The 14,534-nt window shown below is 75.1% G+C and carries 10 protein-coding genes and 2 pseudogenes; 6 read left to right on the plus strand and 6 right to left on the minus strand.

Features of this window, described 5'->3' with window-relative positions; all coding sequences use genetic code 11:
• Window positions 1-17: 17 nt before the first annotated feature.
• A pseudogene (locus tag C6N75_RS11345) lies at window positions 18-657 on the plus strand (LysE family translocator).
• A gap of 2 nt (window positions 658-659) precedes the next feature.
• Here the strand turns inward: C6N75_RS11345 and C6N75_RS11350 are convergent.
• Window positions 660-1,052, minus strand: a complete 393-nt coding sequence (locus tag C6N75_RS11350) for a VOC family protein (RefSeq protein ID WP_105868746.1) — start codon at window positions 1,050-1,052, stop codon at window positions 660-662.
• Between the two features lie 18 nt (window positions 1,053-1,070).
• On the opposite strand from C6N75_RS11350, the gene C6N75_RS11355 reads away from it, so the two are divergent.
• On the plus strand, window positions 1,071-1,706 hold the full coding sequence (locus C6N75_RS11355; RefSeq protein ID WP_105868747.1) for a nucleoside/nucleotide kinase family protein: 636 nt from the start codon (window positions 1,071-1,073) through the stop codon (window positions 1,704-1,706).
• 10 nt (window positions 1,707-1,716) lie between these two features.
• On the opposite strand, the gene treZ is transcribed toward C6N75_RS11355, so the two are convergent.
• Window positions 1,717-3,468, minus strand: a complete 1,752-nt coding sequence (treZ, locus tag C6N75_RS11360; RefSeq protein ID WP_105868754.1) for a malto-oligosyltrehalose trehalohydrolase — start codon at window positions 3,466-3,468, stop codon at window positions 1,717-1,719.
• Window positions 3,469-3,683: 215 nt separating this feature from the next.
• On the opposite strand from treZ, the gene C6N75_RS11365 reads away from it, so the two are divergent.
• Window positions 3,684-4,208: a DUF1707 and FHA domain-containing protein gene (locus C6N75_RS11365; RefSeq protein WP_105868748.1), complete on the plus strand. Its 525-nt coding sequence runs from the start codon at window positions 3,684-3,686 to the stop codon at window positions 4,206-4,208.
• A gap of 7 nt (window positions 4,209-4,215) precedes the next feature.
• Here the strand turns inward: C6N75_RS11365 and treY are convergent, their stop codons facing one another.
• Window positions 4,216-6,540 (minus strand): malto-oligosyltrehalose synthase, encoded by a 2,325-nt coding sequence (treY, locus tag C6N75_RS11370; RefSeq protein WP_105868749.1) that lies wholly within the window; start codon window positions 6,538-6,540, stop codon window positions 4,216-4,218.
• A gap of 198 nt (window positions 6,541-6,738) precedes the next feature.
• Complete coding sequence (gene glgX, locus C6N75_RS11375) at window positions 6,739-8,952, minus strand: glycogen debranching protein GlgX (RefSeq protein WP_105868750.1); 2,214 nt, start codon at window positions 8,950-8,952, stop codon at window positions 6,739-6,741.
• 494 nt (window positions 8,953-9,446) lie between these two features.
• Here glgX and C6N75_RS11380 point away from each other — a divergent pair, with 494 nt between their 5' ends.
• Window positions 9,447-10,718 (plus strand): SAV2148 family HEPN domain-containing protein, encoded by a 1,272-nt coding sequence (locus C6N75_RS11380; protein WP_105868755.1) that lies wholly within the window; start codon window positions 9,447-9,449, stop codon window positions 10,716-10,718.
• 133 nt (window positions 10,719-10,851) lie between these two features.
• Window positions 10,852-11,577 (plus strand): 3'-5' exonuclease, encoded by a 726-nt coding sequence (locus C6N75_RS11385; protein ID WP_105868751.1) that lies wholly within the window; start codon window positions 10,852-10,854, stop codon window positions 11,575-11,577.
• 12 nt (window positions 11,578-11,589) lie between these two features.
• On the opposite strand, the gene C6N75_RS11390 is transcribed toward C6N75_RS11385, so the two are convergent.
• Entirely contained in the window at window positions 11,590-12,432 is an 843-nt protein-coding gene (locus tag C6N75_RS11390; RefSeq protein ID WP_105868752.1) for an alpha/beta fold hydrolase, read from the minus strand.
• Between the two features lie 116 nt (window positions 12,433-12,548).
• Complete coding sequence (locus tag C6N75_RS11395; RefSeq protein ID WP_105868753.1) at window positions 12,549-13,418, minus strand: phosphotransferase enzyme family protein; 870 nt, start codon at window positions 13,416-13,418, stop codon at window positions 12,549-12,551.
• Window positions 13,419-13,524: 106 nt separating this feature from the next.
• On the opposite strand from C6N75_RS11395, the pseudogene C6N75_RS11400 reads away from it, so the two are divergent.
• A pseudogene (locus C6N75_RS11400) lies at window positions 13,525-14,534 on the plus strand (macrolide family glycosyltransferase); the annotation flags it as partial.

Genomic DNA, 14,534 nt, shown 5'->3' on the forward strand with positions numbered 1-14,534 from the left:
CGTGGTGGGGTCGCCCCATGCCGTCCCCCGAGCGGTTCGCCGCCTTCGCCGCGCTCTCGGCGCTGCTGATCGTGATCCCCGGTCCCAGCGTGCTCTTCGTGGTCGGGCGGGCCCTCGCACAGGGCCGCCGCGCGGCGCTGACCACGGTGGCCGGCAACACCGCCGGCGCCTACCTGCTCGTGCTGGCGGTCGCCTTCGGCGTCGGCTCGCTGGTGGAGCGCTCGCTGCTGCTGTTCACGGCGATCAAGCTGGCCGGCGCCGCCTACCTGGTGCATCTGGGCGTGCGCGCCTGGCGGGAGCGGGGCAGGCCCGCCGGCCGCCGACGAGGGCGGCGGGGCCGGGCGCGGCGGCCTGCGGACCTTCTGGGAGGGCTTCGCGGTCGGTGCGGGCAACCCCAAGACCATGGTGTTCTTCGCGGCCGTGCTGCCGCAGTTCACCGACCGCGGCCAGGGCGGCGTGGTGGCCCAGATGCTGCTGCTGGGGCTGGTCTTCAACGCGATCGCGCTGGTCTCGGACGGGATCTGGGGCCTGGCCGCGGCCGGGGCCCGGGACTGGTTCGCCCGCTCGCCGCGCCGGCTGTCCGCGGTGGGCGGGGCCGGCGGCCTGGCGATGATCGGGCTCGGCCTCACCGCGGCCGTCGCCGGCCGCGAGGACTGACCTCAGCCCGCGGGCTGGAGCAGGTCCCAGCGGTTGCCGTACAGGTCCTCGAAGACCGCGACGGAGCCGTACGCCTCGTGGCGCGGCTCCTCCAGGAAGCGCACCCCGGCGGCGGTCATCCGGGCGTGGTCGGCGGCGAAGTCGGCGGTGTGCAGGAAGAAGCCGACCCGGCCGCCGGTCTGCGCGCCGACGCTCGCCGCCTGCTCCGGGTCCTTGGCCTTCGCCAGCAGCAGCCCGGTCCCGGCCTCCCCGCCGGGCGGGCGGACCACGACCCAGCGGGAGCCGCCGCCCCGGTCGGTGTCCTCGGCCAGTTCGAAGCCGAGCGCGCGGGTATAGAAGTCGACGGCCTCGTCGTAGTCGCGGACCACGAGGGTGACCAGGGCGATGAAGGACATGGAGAGAAGGTTAGACGTATGACGGAGGGCGACCCGCACCGGTCGGCGGCGCTCGTCGCACGCGCCCGGAGGCTCGCCGTGCCCGGGCGCCGCACGATGCTGGGGATCGCCGGGCCGCCCGGGGCGGGCAAGTCGACGCTGGCCGCCAGGCTGGTGGAGGAGCTGGACGGGCTCGCCGTGCTGGTGCCGATGGACGGCTTCCATCTCGCCGGGGCCGAACTGGAGAGGCTCGGGCGGGCCGGGCGCAAGGGCGCGCCGGACACCTTCGACGCCGCCGGGTACACCGCTCTGCTGGCCAGGCTGCGCGCCGCGGACCCGGCCGTCACCGTCTACGCGCCCGCCTTCGACCGGGCCCTGGAGGAGCCGGTCGCCGGGTCCGTCGCGGTCGCCCCCGGCGTACCGCTGGTGATCACCGAGGGCAACTACCTGCTGCACGAGGAGGGGCCGTGGGCCGGGGTGCGGCCGCTGCTGGACGAGGTCTGGTACCTGGACGCGGACCACCGCACCCGGCTGGCGCGGCTGGTGGCCCGGCATGTGCGCCACGGCAGACAGCCCGCGGCCGCCGAACGCTGGGTGCGGGAGTCCGACGAGGCCAACGCCCGACTGGTGGCGGCCGGCCGGGACCGCGCCGACCTCGTCGTACCGGTGGACTGACCGCCCGGCCTCAGCCGTCCGTGAGGACCACGCAGGACTGGGCCGGCAGGGTCAGCAGGCCGTCGGCGTCCGGGGGCCGGACCGGCTCCCAGGCGGCCAGCACCCGCCCGCCCGTGCCCAGCGGGACGCGCACCGGCTCCTTCGCCAGATTGACCGCCACCCGCACGTCGCCCCGGCGCAGCGCCAGCCAGCGGGCGTCCTCGTCGAAGGCGGTGCGCACCGACGCCAGGTCCGGGTCGGTCAGGTCGGGCTGCTCGGCCCGCAGCGCGATCAGCTCCCGGTACCAGGCGAGGAGCCGGGCGTGCGGGTCGCGCTCCCGCTCGGCCCAGTCCAGGCAGGAGCGGTCGCGGGTGGCCGGGTCCTGCGGGTCGGGCACGTCCTCGGCGGCCCAGCCGTGCGCGGCGAACTCCCGCCGCCGCCCGGTGCGCACCGCCTCGGCCAGCTCCGGGTCGGTGTGGTCGGTGAAGAACTGCCAGGGCGTGGACGCGCCCCACTCCTCGCCCATGAACAGCATCGGGGTGAACGGGGCGGTCAGGACCAGGGCGGCGGCGCAGGCCAGCAGCCCGGGCGGGCAGGTGGCCGAGAGCCGGTCGCCGGTGGCCCGGTTGCCGACCTGGTCGTGGGTCTGGGCGTAGCCGAGGAAGCGGTGCGCCGAGGTGCGGACCCGGTCCACCGGGCGGCCGTGCACCCGGCCGCGGAAGGTGGAGAACGTCCCGTCGTGGAAGAAGACATGGCCGAGCGTCTTGGCCACCGCGGCCAGCGGGGCGCGGGCGAAGTCGCCGTAGTAGCCCTGCGCCTCGCCGGTCAGCGCGGTGTGCAGGGCGTGGTGGAAGTCGTCGTTCCACTGGGCGTGCAGCCCCAGGCCGTGTGCGGCGCGCGGCGCGGTGGTGCGCGGGTCGCACAGGTCGGACTCGGCGATGAGGAACAGCTCCCGGCCCCGCTCCGCGCCGAGCGCGTCCACCGCCGCGGAGAGCTCCTCCAGGAACGTCAGCGCCCGGTCGTCGGCCAGCGCGTGCACCGCGTCCAGCCGCAGCCCGTCGATCCGGTACTCCCGCAGCCAGGCCAGCGCGCTGCCCAGCAGGTACGCCCGCACCTCGTCCGAGCCGGGGGCGTCCAGGTTGACCGCCGCGCCCCACGGGGTGTGGTGGGTGTCGGTGAAGTACGGACCGAAGGCCGGCAGGTAGTTGCCGGAGGGGCCCAGGTGGTTGTGCACCACGTCCAGGACCACCCCGAGGCCCAGGCCGTGCGCCGTGTCGACGAAGCGCTTCAGCGCCTCCGGGCCGCCGTAGGGCTCGTGCACCGCCCACAGCGACACCCCCTCGTACCCCCAGCCGTGCCGGCCGGGGAACGGGCACAGCGGCATCAGCTCCACATGGGTGACGCCGAGCGCCACCAGGTGGTCCAGGCGGCCGGCCGCCGCGTCCAGCGTGCCCTCGGCGGTGTACGTGCCGACGTGCAGCTCGTAGAGGACCGCGCCGCGCAGCCCGCCGGCCGGAGCGCCGCCCGCGTGCCGCCAGGGGTACGCGGAGTGGTCCACCACCGCGCTCAGCCCGTCCGGCCCGTCCGGCTGCCGGGCCGAGCGCGGGTCGGGCAGCACCGGGCCGCCGTCCAGCGCGTAGCCGTAGCGGGCCCCGTCGCCCGCCTCCGCCTCCGCCGCCCACCAGCCTTCCCGCTCCGGGTCCCGCTCCATGAGGCGCACCGCGCCCTCAAGGTGCAGCTCGACCCGTTCCTCCGCCTGCGGCGCCCACACCTCGAACAGCATGGCGATCCCCTCGTCGTGGATGGTCTCCTCGTCGGTGGCCCTGTCATCCTGGCAAGATCCGGACGCGGGCGCACTCCACTCGGCCGAACCGGCCCCCGTGTCCGCGGCGGGCCGCTCCCGGCACACCCGCACGTCACAGCTCCGTACGCGGCTGGACACCCGAACGCCGCCGCGCCGACAATCGGACCGTGACGCCCCCTTCCGATTCCCACGCCATGCCCGCCCCGCGGCTGTCCGACGCGGAACGGGACCGTGCGCTGGGCGTGTTGAGGGAGGGCGCCGCCCTGGGCAAGCTGTCCCACGACACCTTCGTGCGCCGGATGGAACTGGCCCTGGCCGCCCGGCACTCCGAGGAGCTGGCCGCGCTCACCGCCGACCTGCGCCCCGAAGGGCGGTTCAGCAGGGTGCTGTTCGGGTCGGTGGAGCGGGTGTCGTCGTTCACCGTCAGGCTGGGCCGGGCGTGGCGGGCGCAGAAGCTGCCGGCGCTGCGGCTGCCGCCCGGCCCGCATCCGCTGCTGATCGGCCGCGACCCGGCCAACGGGCTGCGGCTCAGCCACGAGTCGGTCTCCCGCCGCCACGCCGAACTGGTCCCGCACGGCGGGCTGTGGGTGCTGCGCGACCTCGGCTCCACCAACGGCACCACCGTCAACGGCCAGCGGGTCACCGGACCGGTGGTGGTCCGGGCCGGTGACATCGTCGCCTTCGGGCACATGGTGTTCACCCTGGCCGCCGCCCGCTGACCCGCCCTCAGGCCCCGTCGCCGCCGGCCCGGGACAGCAGGGCCACCGGGCGGTCCGCGAACAGCTCCGCCAGGTCCACCGGGCCGCCGCCGGTGAACTCCCGGCCGCCGCCCAGCGCGTCGGACCAGCGGCCCTCGGGGAGGGTGAGCGTGGTGCCCGCCCAGCCGCCGCCCTCCTCCAGCCGCAGCGCCAGCCGGGTCACCGCGGTGACCGTCCGGCCACCGCGCCCGAAGGCCAGGCAGTGCTCGGCCGCCGGACCGTCCGCCGTGAGCGGGGCGTACGTGCCGGGGCGGCCGAACGCCTCGGGCAGTCGCCGCCGCAGCGCCAGCGCCGCCCGGGTCAGCGCCGTCTTCTCGTCGGCGGGCCCCTCGGCGTACGGCTGCCGGTTGTCCGGGTCCACCAGCGCCAGGTACTCCCGCTCGGTGCCCTGGTAGAGGTCCGGGACGCCCGGCATGGTCAGGTGCAGCAGCGCCGCGCCCAGTGTGTTCGCCCGCACGTACGGGTCGAGTTCGCGGGCCAGCAGCGAGACGGTGTACAGCGGCGGGCCGCCCGGGCCCGCGTCCACGAAGTCCAGCACGGCCTGCTCGTACGCCGGGTCGGCCTCGGTCCAGGTGGTGCGCAGCGCGGCCTCCCGGACCGCCTTGAGCACCGCCGGGGCCAGCCGGTCGGTGTACGGCGAGCCGAGCCCGAGCGCGCTCTGCCAGGCCGACCAGGCGGTCTGCGGGTCGGGGCAGGGCGTCCGGCCCACGTCGTCCAGCAGCTTTCCCCAGCGCTGCGGGCACTGGGACAGCACCGCGATCCGGGCCCGGACGTCCGCGCTGCGCTTGGTGTCATGGGTGGACAGCGCGGTGCCGGTGGCCGGCCAGTCGCGGTCCAGCCGGGCGCAGTAGGCGTGGAAGGCGGCGGGGGAGACGGCTGGTTCGCCGGGCTCGCCGCCCACCTCGTTGGCCGAGATCAGCGGGGTGTAGCGGTAGAACGCCTTGTCCTCCACGGACTTCGCGCGCAGCGCGGAGGAGGTCTGGGCGAAGCGGGTGAGGAACGCCGCCTGGGCGGGCCCGTCGCCGAGCCGGCCGAGCGCCAGGTCCCGTACCGCGTCCACGGCCGCGGCCTCCGCCGGCACGGTGAAGGACGCCTTGGCCTCCTCGGCGGCCCGCTCGGTCAGCACGTCCTCGCGGTCCGGGCCGTAGGGCCGGTAGACCGGCACCCGCACCAGCAGCTCGCGCACCGCCTGGCCCAGTGCCCAGGGTGCGTGGTCGCGCCGGGCCGGGTCTGCCGCGCAGACCAGGGCGGCGGTGCGGGTCAGGAACGCGACCTCGGCCGCCAGCTCCCGCTCCACCACCTCGTACGCGGCCCGCCGGGCGGTGGCCTCCCACTCGCCGCCCTCGTCGGCGGCCGGGGCGGCGAACCGGCGGTAGTGCCCGGCCAGCTCCTCGGCCCCGGCCGGGTCCACGAAGACGCCGTCGATCCGGCGCAGCGCGTCGTAGCCGGTGGTCCCGGCCACCGGCCAGGAGGCGGGCAGCGGCTCCTCACCGGTGAGGATCTTCTCCACCACGATCCAGCAGTCCGGACCGGCCTGCCGCCGCAGCTCACGCAGATACCCCTCGGGGTCGGCGAGCCCGTCCGGGTGGTCGATCCGCAGGCCGTGCACCACCCCGTCCCGCACCAGCTCCAGGATCTTGCCGTGGGTGGCGGCGAAGACCTCCGGGTCCTCCACCCGCACCCCGATCAGGTCGGAGATGGTGAAGAACCGCCGGTAGTTCAGCTCGGTGCGGGCCAGCCGCCACCAGGCGAGCCGGTAGTGCTGGGCGTCCAGCAGCCCGGGCAGCGGCAGGTCCTCGGTGCCGGGGCGCAGCGGGAAGTGCTGCCCGCCCGCGTGCAGCAGCCCGTCCGCCACCCGCATCTCCGGCAGCTCCTCGCCGACCGGGCGGCCGAGCACCGGCAGCAGCAGCTTCCCGCCGCCGGCCGCCCAGTCGACGTCGAACCAGCGCGCGTACGGCGAGTCGGGGCCGTCCCTGAGCACGGCCCGCAGGGCGCGGTTGTGGAGCGGGGAGGCGGCCATGTGGTTGGGGACGAGGTCCACCACCAGGCCCAGGCCGTGCGCGCGGGCGGCGGCGGCCAGGGCCCGCAGCCCCTCCTCGCCGCCCAGCTCCTCGCGGATCCGTGCGTGGTCGGTGACGTCGTAGCCGTGCGTCGACCCGGGGACCGCCTCCAGCACCGGGGAGAGGTGCAGGTGGGAGATGCCGAGCGCGGCGAGTGCCGGCACCGCGTCCGCGGCGGCGGCGAACGGGAACTCCGGCTGTATCTGGAGCCGGTAGGTGGCGAGGGGCGTCATGCAGGTCCAGGTACCCCGCCGGGGCACTCCCGCTCATCGTACGGTCGTATTCACGCCGGATCACCCGGCCGGCGTACGACGCCGGTCCGCCCGGTCACCCGCCCGGCGTACGCGCGGGGGCCTCCCGGTGGACGGCGCCGCGGCCCGGCGGTGTGGTGGCCGCCGGGCCGCGGTGGTCGCGCTGGTGCGCGGCGGGCGTCAGGCCGGTCGGCGCAGCACCGCCAGGCTGCGGCCGATCAGCGTCAGCCGGTCGCCGGCGGCGAGCTTGACGCCCTGCCCCGGCTCCACCCCGTCCTCCTCGGAGGTGTCCACCACCACCTGCCACTGGCGGCCGTGGTTGACCGGCACCACGAACTCGATGTCCTCCGCGGCGGCGTTCACCATCAGCAGGAACGAGTCGTCGGCGATCCGCTCGCCGCGCGGTCCGGGCTCGGAGATGGCGCTGCCGTTGAGGAACACCGACACCGCCTTGGCGTGCGCGAGCTGCCAGTCCTGCGACGTCATCTCCTCACCCTCGGGGGTGAACCAGTTGATGTCCGACAGCTCGTCGTGGGTGCCCTCCACCGGCCGCCCGTGGAAGAAGCGGCGCCGGCGGAAGACCGGATGGTCCCGGCGCAGCCACACCATCGAACGGGTGAACTCCAGCAGCGACCGCGCCTCGGCGTCCGCCCGGGAGGTGTCCTCGCCGCCGTCGTCGGTGGCCTCCGCCCCCGGCTCCTCCCGGCCGCCGTCCGCCGCCGGCCCGGACTGGTCGGACCCGTCCGGGTCCGGCCAGCGGAGCCAGGCGATCTCGTTGTCCTGGCAGTAGGCGTTGTTGTTGCCCCGCTGGGTGCGCCCGAACTCGTCGCCGTGGCTGATCATGGGCACGCCCTGGGACAGCATCAGGGTGGCGATGAAGTTGCGCATCTGGCGCGTGCGCAGCCTCCGGATGTCCTCGTCGTCGGTCTCGCCCTCGGCCCCGCAGTTCCACGACCGGTTGTGGCTCTCGCCGTCGCGGTTGCCCTCGCCGTTCTCGTCGTTGTGCTTGTCGTTGTACGAGACCAGGTCGCGCAGGGTGAAGCCGTCGTGGCAGGTGACGAAGTTGACCGAGGCCAGCGGCCGGCGGCCGTCGTCCTGGTAGAGGTCGGAGGAGCCGGTGAGCCGGGAGGCGAACTCCGCCAGGGTGCGCGGCTCGCCCCGCCACAGGTCGCGGACCGTGTCGCGGTACTTGCCGTTCCACTCGGTCCACAGCGGCGGGAAGTTGCCCACCTGGTAGCCGCCCTCGCCGACGTCCCAGGGCTCGGCGATCAGCTTCACCTGGCTGACCACCGGGTCCTGCTGGACCAGGTCGAAGAACGAGGACAGCCGGTCCACCTCGTGGAACTGGCGGGCCAGGGTGGCCGCCAGGTCGAAGCGGAAGCCGTCCACGTGCATCTCGGTCACCCAGTACCGCAGCGAGTCCATGATGAGCTGGAGCACGTGCGGCGACCGCATGAGCAGCGAGTTCCCGGTGCCGGTGGTGTCCATGTAGTACCGGGGGTTGTCGGTGAGCCGGTAGTACGAGGGGTTGTCCAGCCCCCGGAAGGAGAGCGTCGGCCCCAGGTGGTTGCCCTCGGCGGTGTGGTTGTAGACCACGTCGAGGATGACCTCGATGCCCGCCTGGTGCAGCGCCCGCACCGCCGACTTGAACTCCAGCACCTGCTGCCCGCGGTCGCCCCAGGAGGCGTACGCGTTGTGCGGGGCGAAGAAGCCGATGGTGTTGTAGCCCCAGTAGTTGGCGAGCCCCGCGTCGGCGAGCCGGTGGTCGTTGACGAACTGGTGCACCGGCATCAGTTCCAGCGCGGTCACCCCCAGCTCGGTCAGGTGCTCGATCACCGCGGGGTGGGCCAGACCCGCGTAGGTGCCGCGCAACTCGTCCGGCAGCGCCGGGTGCCGCATGGTCAGGCCCTTGACGTGCGCCTCGTAGATCACCGTCCGGTGGTAGTCGTGGCGCGGCCGGCGGTCGTCGCCCCAGTCGAAGTAGGGGTTGACCACCACCGAGGCCATCGTGTGCGGCGCCGAGTCCAGGTCGTTGCGGGAGTCCGGCTTGCCGAAGTGGTAGCCGTACACCGCCTCGCCCCAGTCGACGGCGCCGGCGATGGCCCGCGCGTAGGGATCGAGCAGCAACTTCGCGGAGTTGCAGCGCTGTCCGCGCTCCGGCGCGTACGGTCCGTGGACCCGGAATCCGTAGCGTTGGCCCGGCATCACGCCGGGCAGGTACGCGTGGCGGACGAAGGCATCCGTCTCGCGCAGCTCCACCGCGGTCTCGGAGCCGTCGTCATGGAGCAGACACAGCTCGATTCGGTCTGCGGCCTCGGAGAAGACCGCGAAATTGGTTCCGGCGCCGTCGTAGGTGGCACCGAGGGGATACGCCGTCCCCGGCCAGACCTGCATAGACAGACTCTTCCACTTCTGATCCGGCTGATGGGTGTCACTTGAGCCAGAATGTTCCCCGAAACCGGCCGAACCTCCCAGGACATCTGCCCGCGCCGCCGGGTGACCGGGATCGGCCCTGGTCGGGTGGCCGGAATCCGTCCCGCCGTTCGAGTGGTCGGGGTGCCGGCCGCCGGCGGCCGCCGCCCGGCCCCGGTCCTTTCCGCTTCCCCCTCCCGGCCCGGTCAACCGCGCGCACCCGGTGTCGCCCCCACGCGTCCGGACCCGCCGCCGCGCACCGCGCCGGCCCGCTGCCGGGCCGGTCGCCGGGCCCCGCCCCGGGCCAACCATGAGCAATGCCCCCGATCCGGACCCGGGGCAGGGGCGGAAGTGCCCGTACGAGTGCGGAGGTTGAGCGGAAGCGGCGGCCAACGGGCTGCGACCCCTCGCCCTCCCGGAGTACCCTTCCTTGATCGTTGTCGGACGGGTGCGCGGGAGCAGAAGGCGGTGTGCGGGTGAGCTCGGGAGGGCTGGAGCTGCCCCCAGGGGAGTCGGGTCGCCGCGGCGATCCCGCCCCGCAGGGGGACCCTGCGGAACCCGCCGGCGTCACGGAGGACACGCCGCCCGGAGCGGTGCCGCTGGCCCGGCCGATGCAGATCGGCGCGGAGCTGGACTGGGGCGCCGACGCCTGGAGCGAGGTGCGCACCCGCGCCCAGCGCGCCGGCCGCGCCTATATCTGGCTGAATCTGATCGAACAGCGGCTGCGCGCGGTGGTGGCCGCGGTGCTGCGGCCCGTCTACGCGCCGGTGCACGGCGACGACTGGGTGGTGGCCGCGGCCGGACCGGCCGGCCAGGAGTGGGTCCAGCGCGCGGTCGCCGTCCGCGAGGTCTCCCGCCGCAAGGGGTACCTGCTGGACCCGGCCGACGACAACGTGCTCAGCTTCCTCACCCTGCCCCAGTTGCGCGAGCTGATGGTGCAGCACTGGCCCTGCTTCGAGCCCTACATCGACGACCGGCGCGAGGTGGAGCTGGTCCTGGACGAGCTGGAGGTCACCCGCAACGTCGTCTCCCGCAACCGGGCGCTCTCCCGCACCGTGCTGGACCAGGCCGAACGGGCCTCCGCCCGGCTCCTGGAGATCCTCGGCAGCGGCGCCGAGACGCCCTCCGCCCACCGGCTGCCGGTGGACGCCGTCGAGGAACTGGTCGGCGACCGCTACGCCGATGTGGTCTCGGTGCACGCCGACCGGGTGCGGCTCCAGCGGCTGATGCCCGCCGAGGACCTCTTCGGCGGGGCCCGGCGGCTGGACGCCGTCGGCATAGGGCTCAACCTCCTGGTGCAGAACTTCTCCGGGCGGCGGCTGGTGCACCTGGCCGAGTCCGGCTGCCGCACCCGGCTGCTCTTCCTCAACCCGGCCAGCAGCGCCGTCAAGCGCCGCGAACGCGAACTGGGCCTGAAGAAGGGCGAGCTGAGCCGCTCGGTGGAGATGAACATCCTGCACATGCGGCGGGTCCGCGCCCGGCTGCGCGACCCGGGCGCCTTCCGCATCCAGGTCTTCGACGAGACCCCCCGCTTCACCGCCTACCTGGTGGACGGCGACGGCCCGGACGGCGTCGGCGTCGTCCAGTCCTACCTGCGCCGCGCCCGCGGCATCGAGGCCCCCGTCCTGGTCCTGCGCGGCGGCCGCCGCACCGCCCTGCGCTCCGGCGCGGAACCGGAACCCGGCCTCTTCACCACCTACCGCGAGGAGTTCGAGTCCGTCTGGTCCGACTCCCGCCCCGTCTCCTGAGCTGACCCCGCGTCGGGCCCGGCGCCCGGCCGGCGGGGCGTTGTCAGTGGCGCGTGGCAGGGTGAAGGCCGTGGGGGAGCGGGCCGCCGGCCCGGCCCCATTGCGGACCGATCCACGACACCGAGGGGGGACCATGAGCTGGCACGGGGAGACGCTGGTCGGCTTCGACCTGGAGACGACGGGCACCGAACCGCGGGAGGCGCGCATCGTCACCGCGGCGGTCGTCGAGGTGCGCGGCGGGCAGGTGACGGGCCGCCGGGAATGGCTGGCGGACCCGGGCGTGCGCATCCCGGCCCAGGCCACCGCCATCCACGGGATCAGCAGCGAGCGGGCCGCCGCCGAGGGAAGCCCCGCCCGCCAGGTGGCCGGCGAGCTGGCCGACGTCCTCACCGCCCACTGGCGCCGGGGCACGCCCGTGGTCGCCTACAACGCCGCCTTCGACCTCTCGCTGCTCGCCGCCGAACTGCACCGCCACCGCCTGCCCCCACTGGCCGAGCGGCTGGACGGCGCGCCGGTCGGACCGGTGCTGGACCCGTACACCATCGACCGGGCCGTGGACCGCTACCGCCGCGGCAAGCGGACCCTGGAGGCGGTCTGCGCCGAGTACGGCGTGGTGCTCGACGGCGCCCACCAGGCGGCCGCCGACGCGCTCGCCGCCGTCCTGGTGGCCCGGGCGATAGCCGAGCGGCACCCGGCCGTCGCCGCGCTGGAGCCGGCCGAGCTGCACGACCGGCAGGTGCGCTGGTACGCCGAGTGGGCCGCCGACTTCCAGCGCTTCCTGCGCCGCAAGGGCACCCCGGACGCCGTCATCGACCCGGTGTGGCCGCTGCGCCTGCCCGCGCCGGTCGCGGCCGGGTGACGCCCCGGTCCGTCAGGACTCGCGCGGCGGGCGGCCGTGGGCGTCGAAGAAGCCGAGGAGGAGGTCGCCGACCCGCTCCGGCGCCTCCAGCGGGAGCCAGTGCCCGACGCCCTCCACCCGCTCGTAGCGGAACTCCCCGTCCACGTAGGCTTCCGTCCCGGTCATCGACCGCTCGGTGAGGAAGGGGTCGCCGTCGCTCCACACGCCCAGCACCGGACCGCGCAGCCGCGGCCCGTCCGGCACCGGACCGAACATCACCTCGGCCGGCAGCCCCGCCCGGTAGACGCCCAGCGCGGCGGTCAGCGCCCCCGGCTCCCGCATCCTCGCCAGCGCCTCCTCCGGCTCCGGGTGCGCGCCCAGCATCTCCCGCAGCTGCGCGAAGTCGTCCCGGGACAGGAACTCCTCCGCGAGGCCCTCCCGCTGGAAGAGCTGCATGTACCAGGAGCGGCGGCGCTGCTCCCAGCCGGCCGTCAGCAGCGAGGAGGCGTGCCCCACCGACAGCAGGGTGAGGGTCGCGACGCGGGCCGGCTCCACGGCGGCCAGCGCCTGGGCGACGCCCGCCCCCCAGTCGTGGCCGACCAGATGGACGCGGCCGACGTCCAGACGGTCCATGAGCTGCACCATGTCCCCGGCCGAGTGCAGGGGGTGGTAGGCCGTCGGGTCGGCCGGCCGGTCCGAGGCCCCGAAGCCGCGCAGGTCCGGCGCGATCACCCGGTGTCCGGCCGCGTCCAGCGCCTTGAACTGGTGCCGCCACAGGTCGTGGGTGTCGGGGAAGCCGTGCAGCAGCAGCACCGGATCGCGGCCCGTGCCGTTGTCCTGGACCTCCAGCGACACCTCGGACAACTCCACGCGCATGACGGTCTCCCCTGGTCGGTCAGTCAGTCGGTCGGCCGGTGGTCCGGTCGGCCGGTGGTCCGGTCGGCCCGGGCGGGGGCCGCGCCGAAGGTCAACCTACGGGGGGAGCGCCGCGATCAGAAGGGGTGCCAGCGCACTTCCGGATCGCCCTCGCGCAGCGACGCCACCCGCCGCCGGAACTCGGCCAGCGCCGCGGGGTTGGCCGGGGCGTGCTGCGCCACCCAGGCGCAGCTCGCGGTCTCCCGGGCGCCGCGCAGCACGGCGCAGCCGTCCCAGTCGCGCACGTCCCAGCCGTACGCCTCGGTGAAGGCGTCGTAGGCGGCCGGGTCGAGCCCGTAGCGGTCCCGGGACAGGGCGAGGACGACCAGGTCGTGTTCGCGCAGGTCGCAGGAGAAGGTCTCCAGGTCCACCAGGACCGGTCCGTCCGGCCCGACGTGCACGTTGCGCGGCAGCGCGTCGCCGTGCACGGGGCCGGGCGGCAGATGCGGGACCAGCGCGGCGGCGGCCGCGGCGAAGCCGTCCCGCCGGGCGCGCAGGTACGCGGCGTCGGCCGGGTCGATGGCGTCGCCGGCCAGCCTCAGCCAGCGCTCGACGCCGCCCAGCAGCTCCCGCGCCGGCAGGGCGAACGGCGGCGCGGGCAGCGCGTGCACCCGCCGCAGCAGCGGGGCGAGGTCGCGCGGCTCGGGCGGGCGGACGGCGTCGGGCAGCCGGTGCCAGACGGTGACCGGGCACCCGTCCACCAGCCGGGGCCCCGGCTCGGCGGCCCGCACCGCCGGCACACCCGCCTCGGCGAGCCAGCCCGCCACGGCCACCTCGCGCCGGGCCCGCTCCAGCAGCTCGGCGTCCCGGCCGACCTTGACCACCAGGGCGCCGTGCGCGCCGGTGCGGAAGACGGCGTTCTCGCCGAGCGCCAGCAGCTCCGCCCCGCCCTCGCCGCCCGCCAGGCCGGCCGCCGCCAGCACCTCCCGCGCGCGTACCTCGTCCATGCCCTCGTGCCTTCCTCTCGCCGACCGTTCAGTCTCCCATCCGGCCGGACGGCGGAGCGGAACGGGCGGCGGTGGGGAACGGGCGGCGGTGCGGTAGGGGGCGGCGATGCGGAACGGGGCGGCGGTGCGGAACGGGCGGCGAAAGTGGTTGCACGATACGTATCGTCTCGTCTATGGTCCTCGGTATGCCGAATCACGCGCCCCGCGCCGCCCACATCGCCATGGTCTCCATCGCCGCCCACGGCCACGTCTACCCGCACCTCGACGTCGTCCGGGAGCTCGTGGCCCGCGGACACCGCGTCAGCTACGCCATCCCGCCGGCCTTCGCCGACCAGGTCGCCGCCACCGGCGCCCGGCCCGTCCCGTACACCTCCACGCTGCCGGTCGACGACGACCCGGACGCCTGGGGCACCGAACTCATCGACAACATCGAGCCGTTCCTGACCGACGCGATGCAGGCGCTGCCGCAGTTGGCCGAGGCGTTCGAGGGCGACGTCCCCGACCTCGTCCTGCACGACACCACCGCCGCTGCCGGCGCGGTCCTCGCCCACCGCTGGGGCGTGCCCGCCGTCTCCCTGTGGACGCACCTGGTGCCCTGGAAGGGCTACGAGGAGGAGGTGGCCGAGCCCATGTACGCCGAGCTGAAGCGGTCCGAGCGCGGCAAGGCGTACTACGCGCGCTACCGGGGCTGGCTCGCGGAGAACGGCATCGACACCGACCCCGACGACTTCGTCGCCCGCCCCCGCCGGGCGGTCGTCACCATCCCCCGCGCCCTCCAGCCGCACGCCGACCGGGTCGACGAGGCGGTCTACCGCTTCGTCGGCCCCTGCCAGGGCGACCGCTCCGGCCAGGGGGCCTGGCAGCGGCCCGCCGGAGCCGAGAAGGTCCTCCTCGTCTCGCTCGGCTCCGCCTTCACCAAGCAGCCCGCCTTCTACCGCGCCTGCGTCGAGGCGTTCGGCGACCTGCCCGGCTGGCACGTCGTCCTACAGATCGGCAAGCACGTCGACCCGTCCGAACTCGGCGACGTCCCCGGCAACATCGAGGTCCGCGACTGGGTGCCGCAGCTCGACGTGCTGCGGCACCCAGTCGCGGACCTCGATGTTGCCGGGGACGTCG

The organism is Streptomyces solincola (assembly GCF_002982015.1).
Taxonomy (GTDB): Bacteria; Actinomycetota; Actinomycetes; order Streptomycetales; family Streptomycetaceae; genus Streptomyces; species Streptomyces solincola.

What these genes read in the sequence shown, in the direction of transcription:
- C6N75_RS11350 (WP_105868746.1), bottom strand. Translation starts at nt 1,052, where the DNA reads ATGTCCTTCATCGCCCTGGTCACCCTCGTGGTCCGCGACTACGACGAG.
- C6N75_RS11355 (WP_105868747.1), top strand. Translation starts at nt 1,071, where the DNA reads ATGACGGAGGGCGACCCGCACCGGTCGGCGGCGCTCGTCGCACGCGCC.
- treZ (WP_105868754.1), bottom strand. Translation starts at nt 3,468, where the DNA reads ATGCTGTTCGAGGTGTGGGCGCCGCAGGCGGAGGAACGGGTCGAGCTG.
- C6N75_RS11365 (WP_105868748.1), top strand. Translation starts at nt 3,684, where the DNA reads ATGCCCGCCCCGCGGCTGTCCGACGCGGAACGGGACCGTGCGCTGGGC.
- treY (WP_105868749.1), bottom strand. Translation starts at nt 6,540, where the DNA reads ATGACGCCCCTCGCCACCTACCGGCTCCAGATACAGCCGGAGTTCCCG.
- glgX (WP_105868750.1), bottom strand. Translation starts at nt 8,952, where the DNA reads ATGCAGGTCTGGCCGGGGACGGCGTATCCCCTCGGTGCCACCTACGAC.
- C6N75_RS11385 (WP_105868751.1), top strand. Translation starts at nt 10,852, where the DNA reads ATGAGCTGGCACGGGGAGACGCTGGTCGGCTTCGACCTGGAGACGACG.
- C6N75_RS11390 (WP_105868752.1), bottom strand. Translation starts at nt 12,432, where the DNA reads ATGCGCGTGGAGTTGTCCGAGGTGTCGCTGGAGGTCCAGGACAACGGC.
- C6N75_RS11395 (WP_105868753.1), bottom strand. Translation starts at nt 13,418, where the DNA reads ATGGACGAGGTACGCGCGCGGGAGGTGCTGGCGGCGGCCGGCCTGGCG.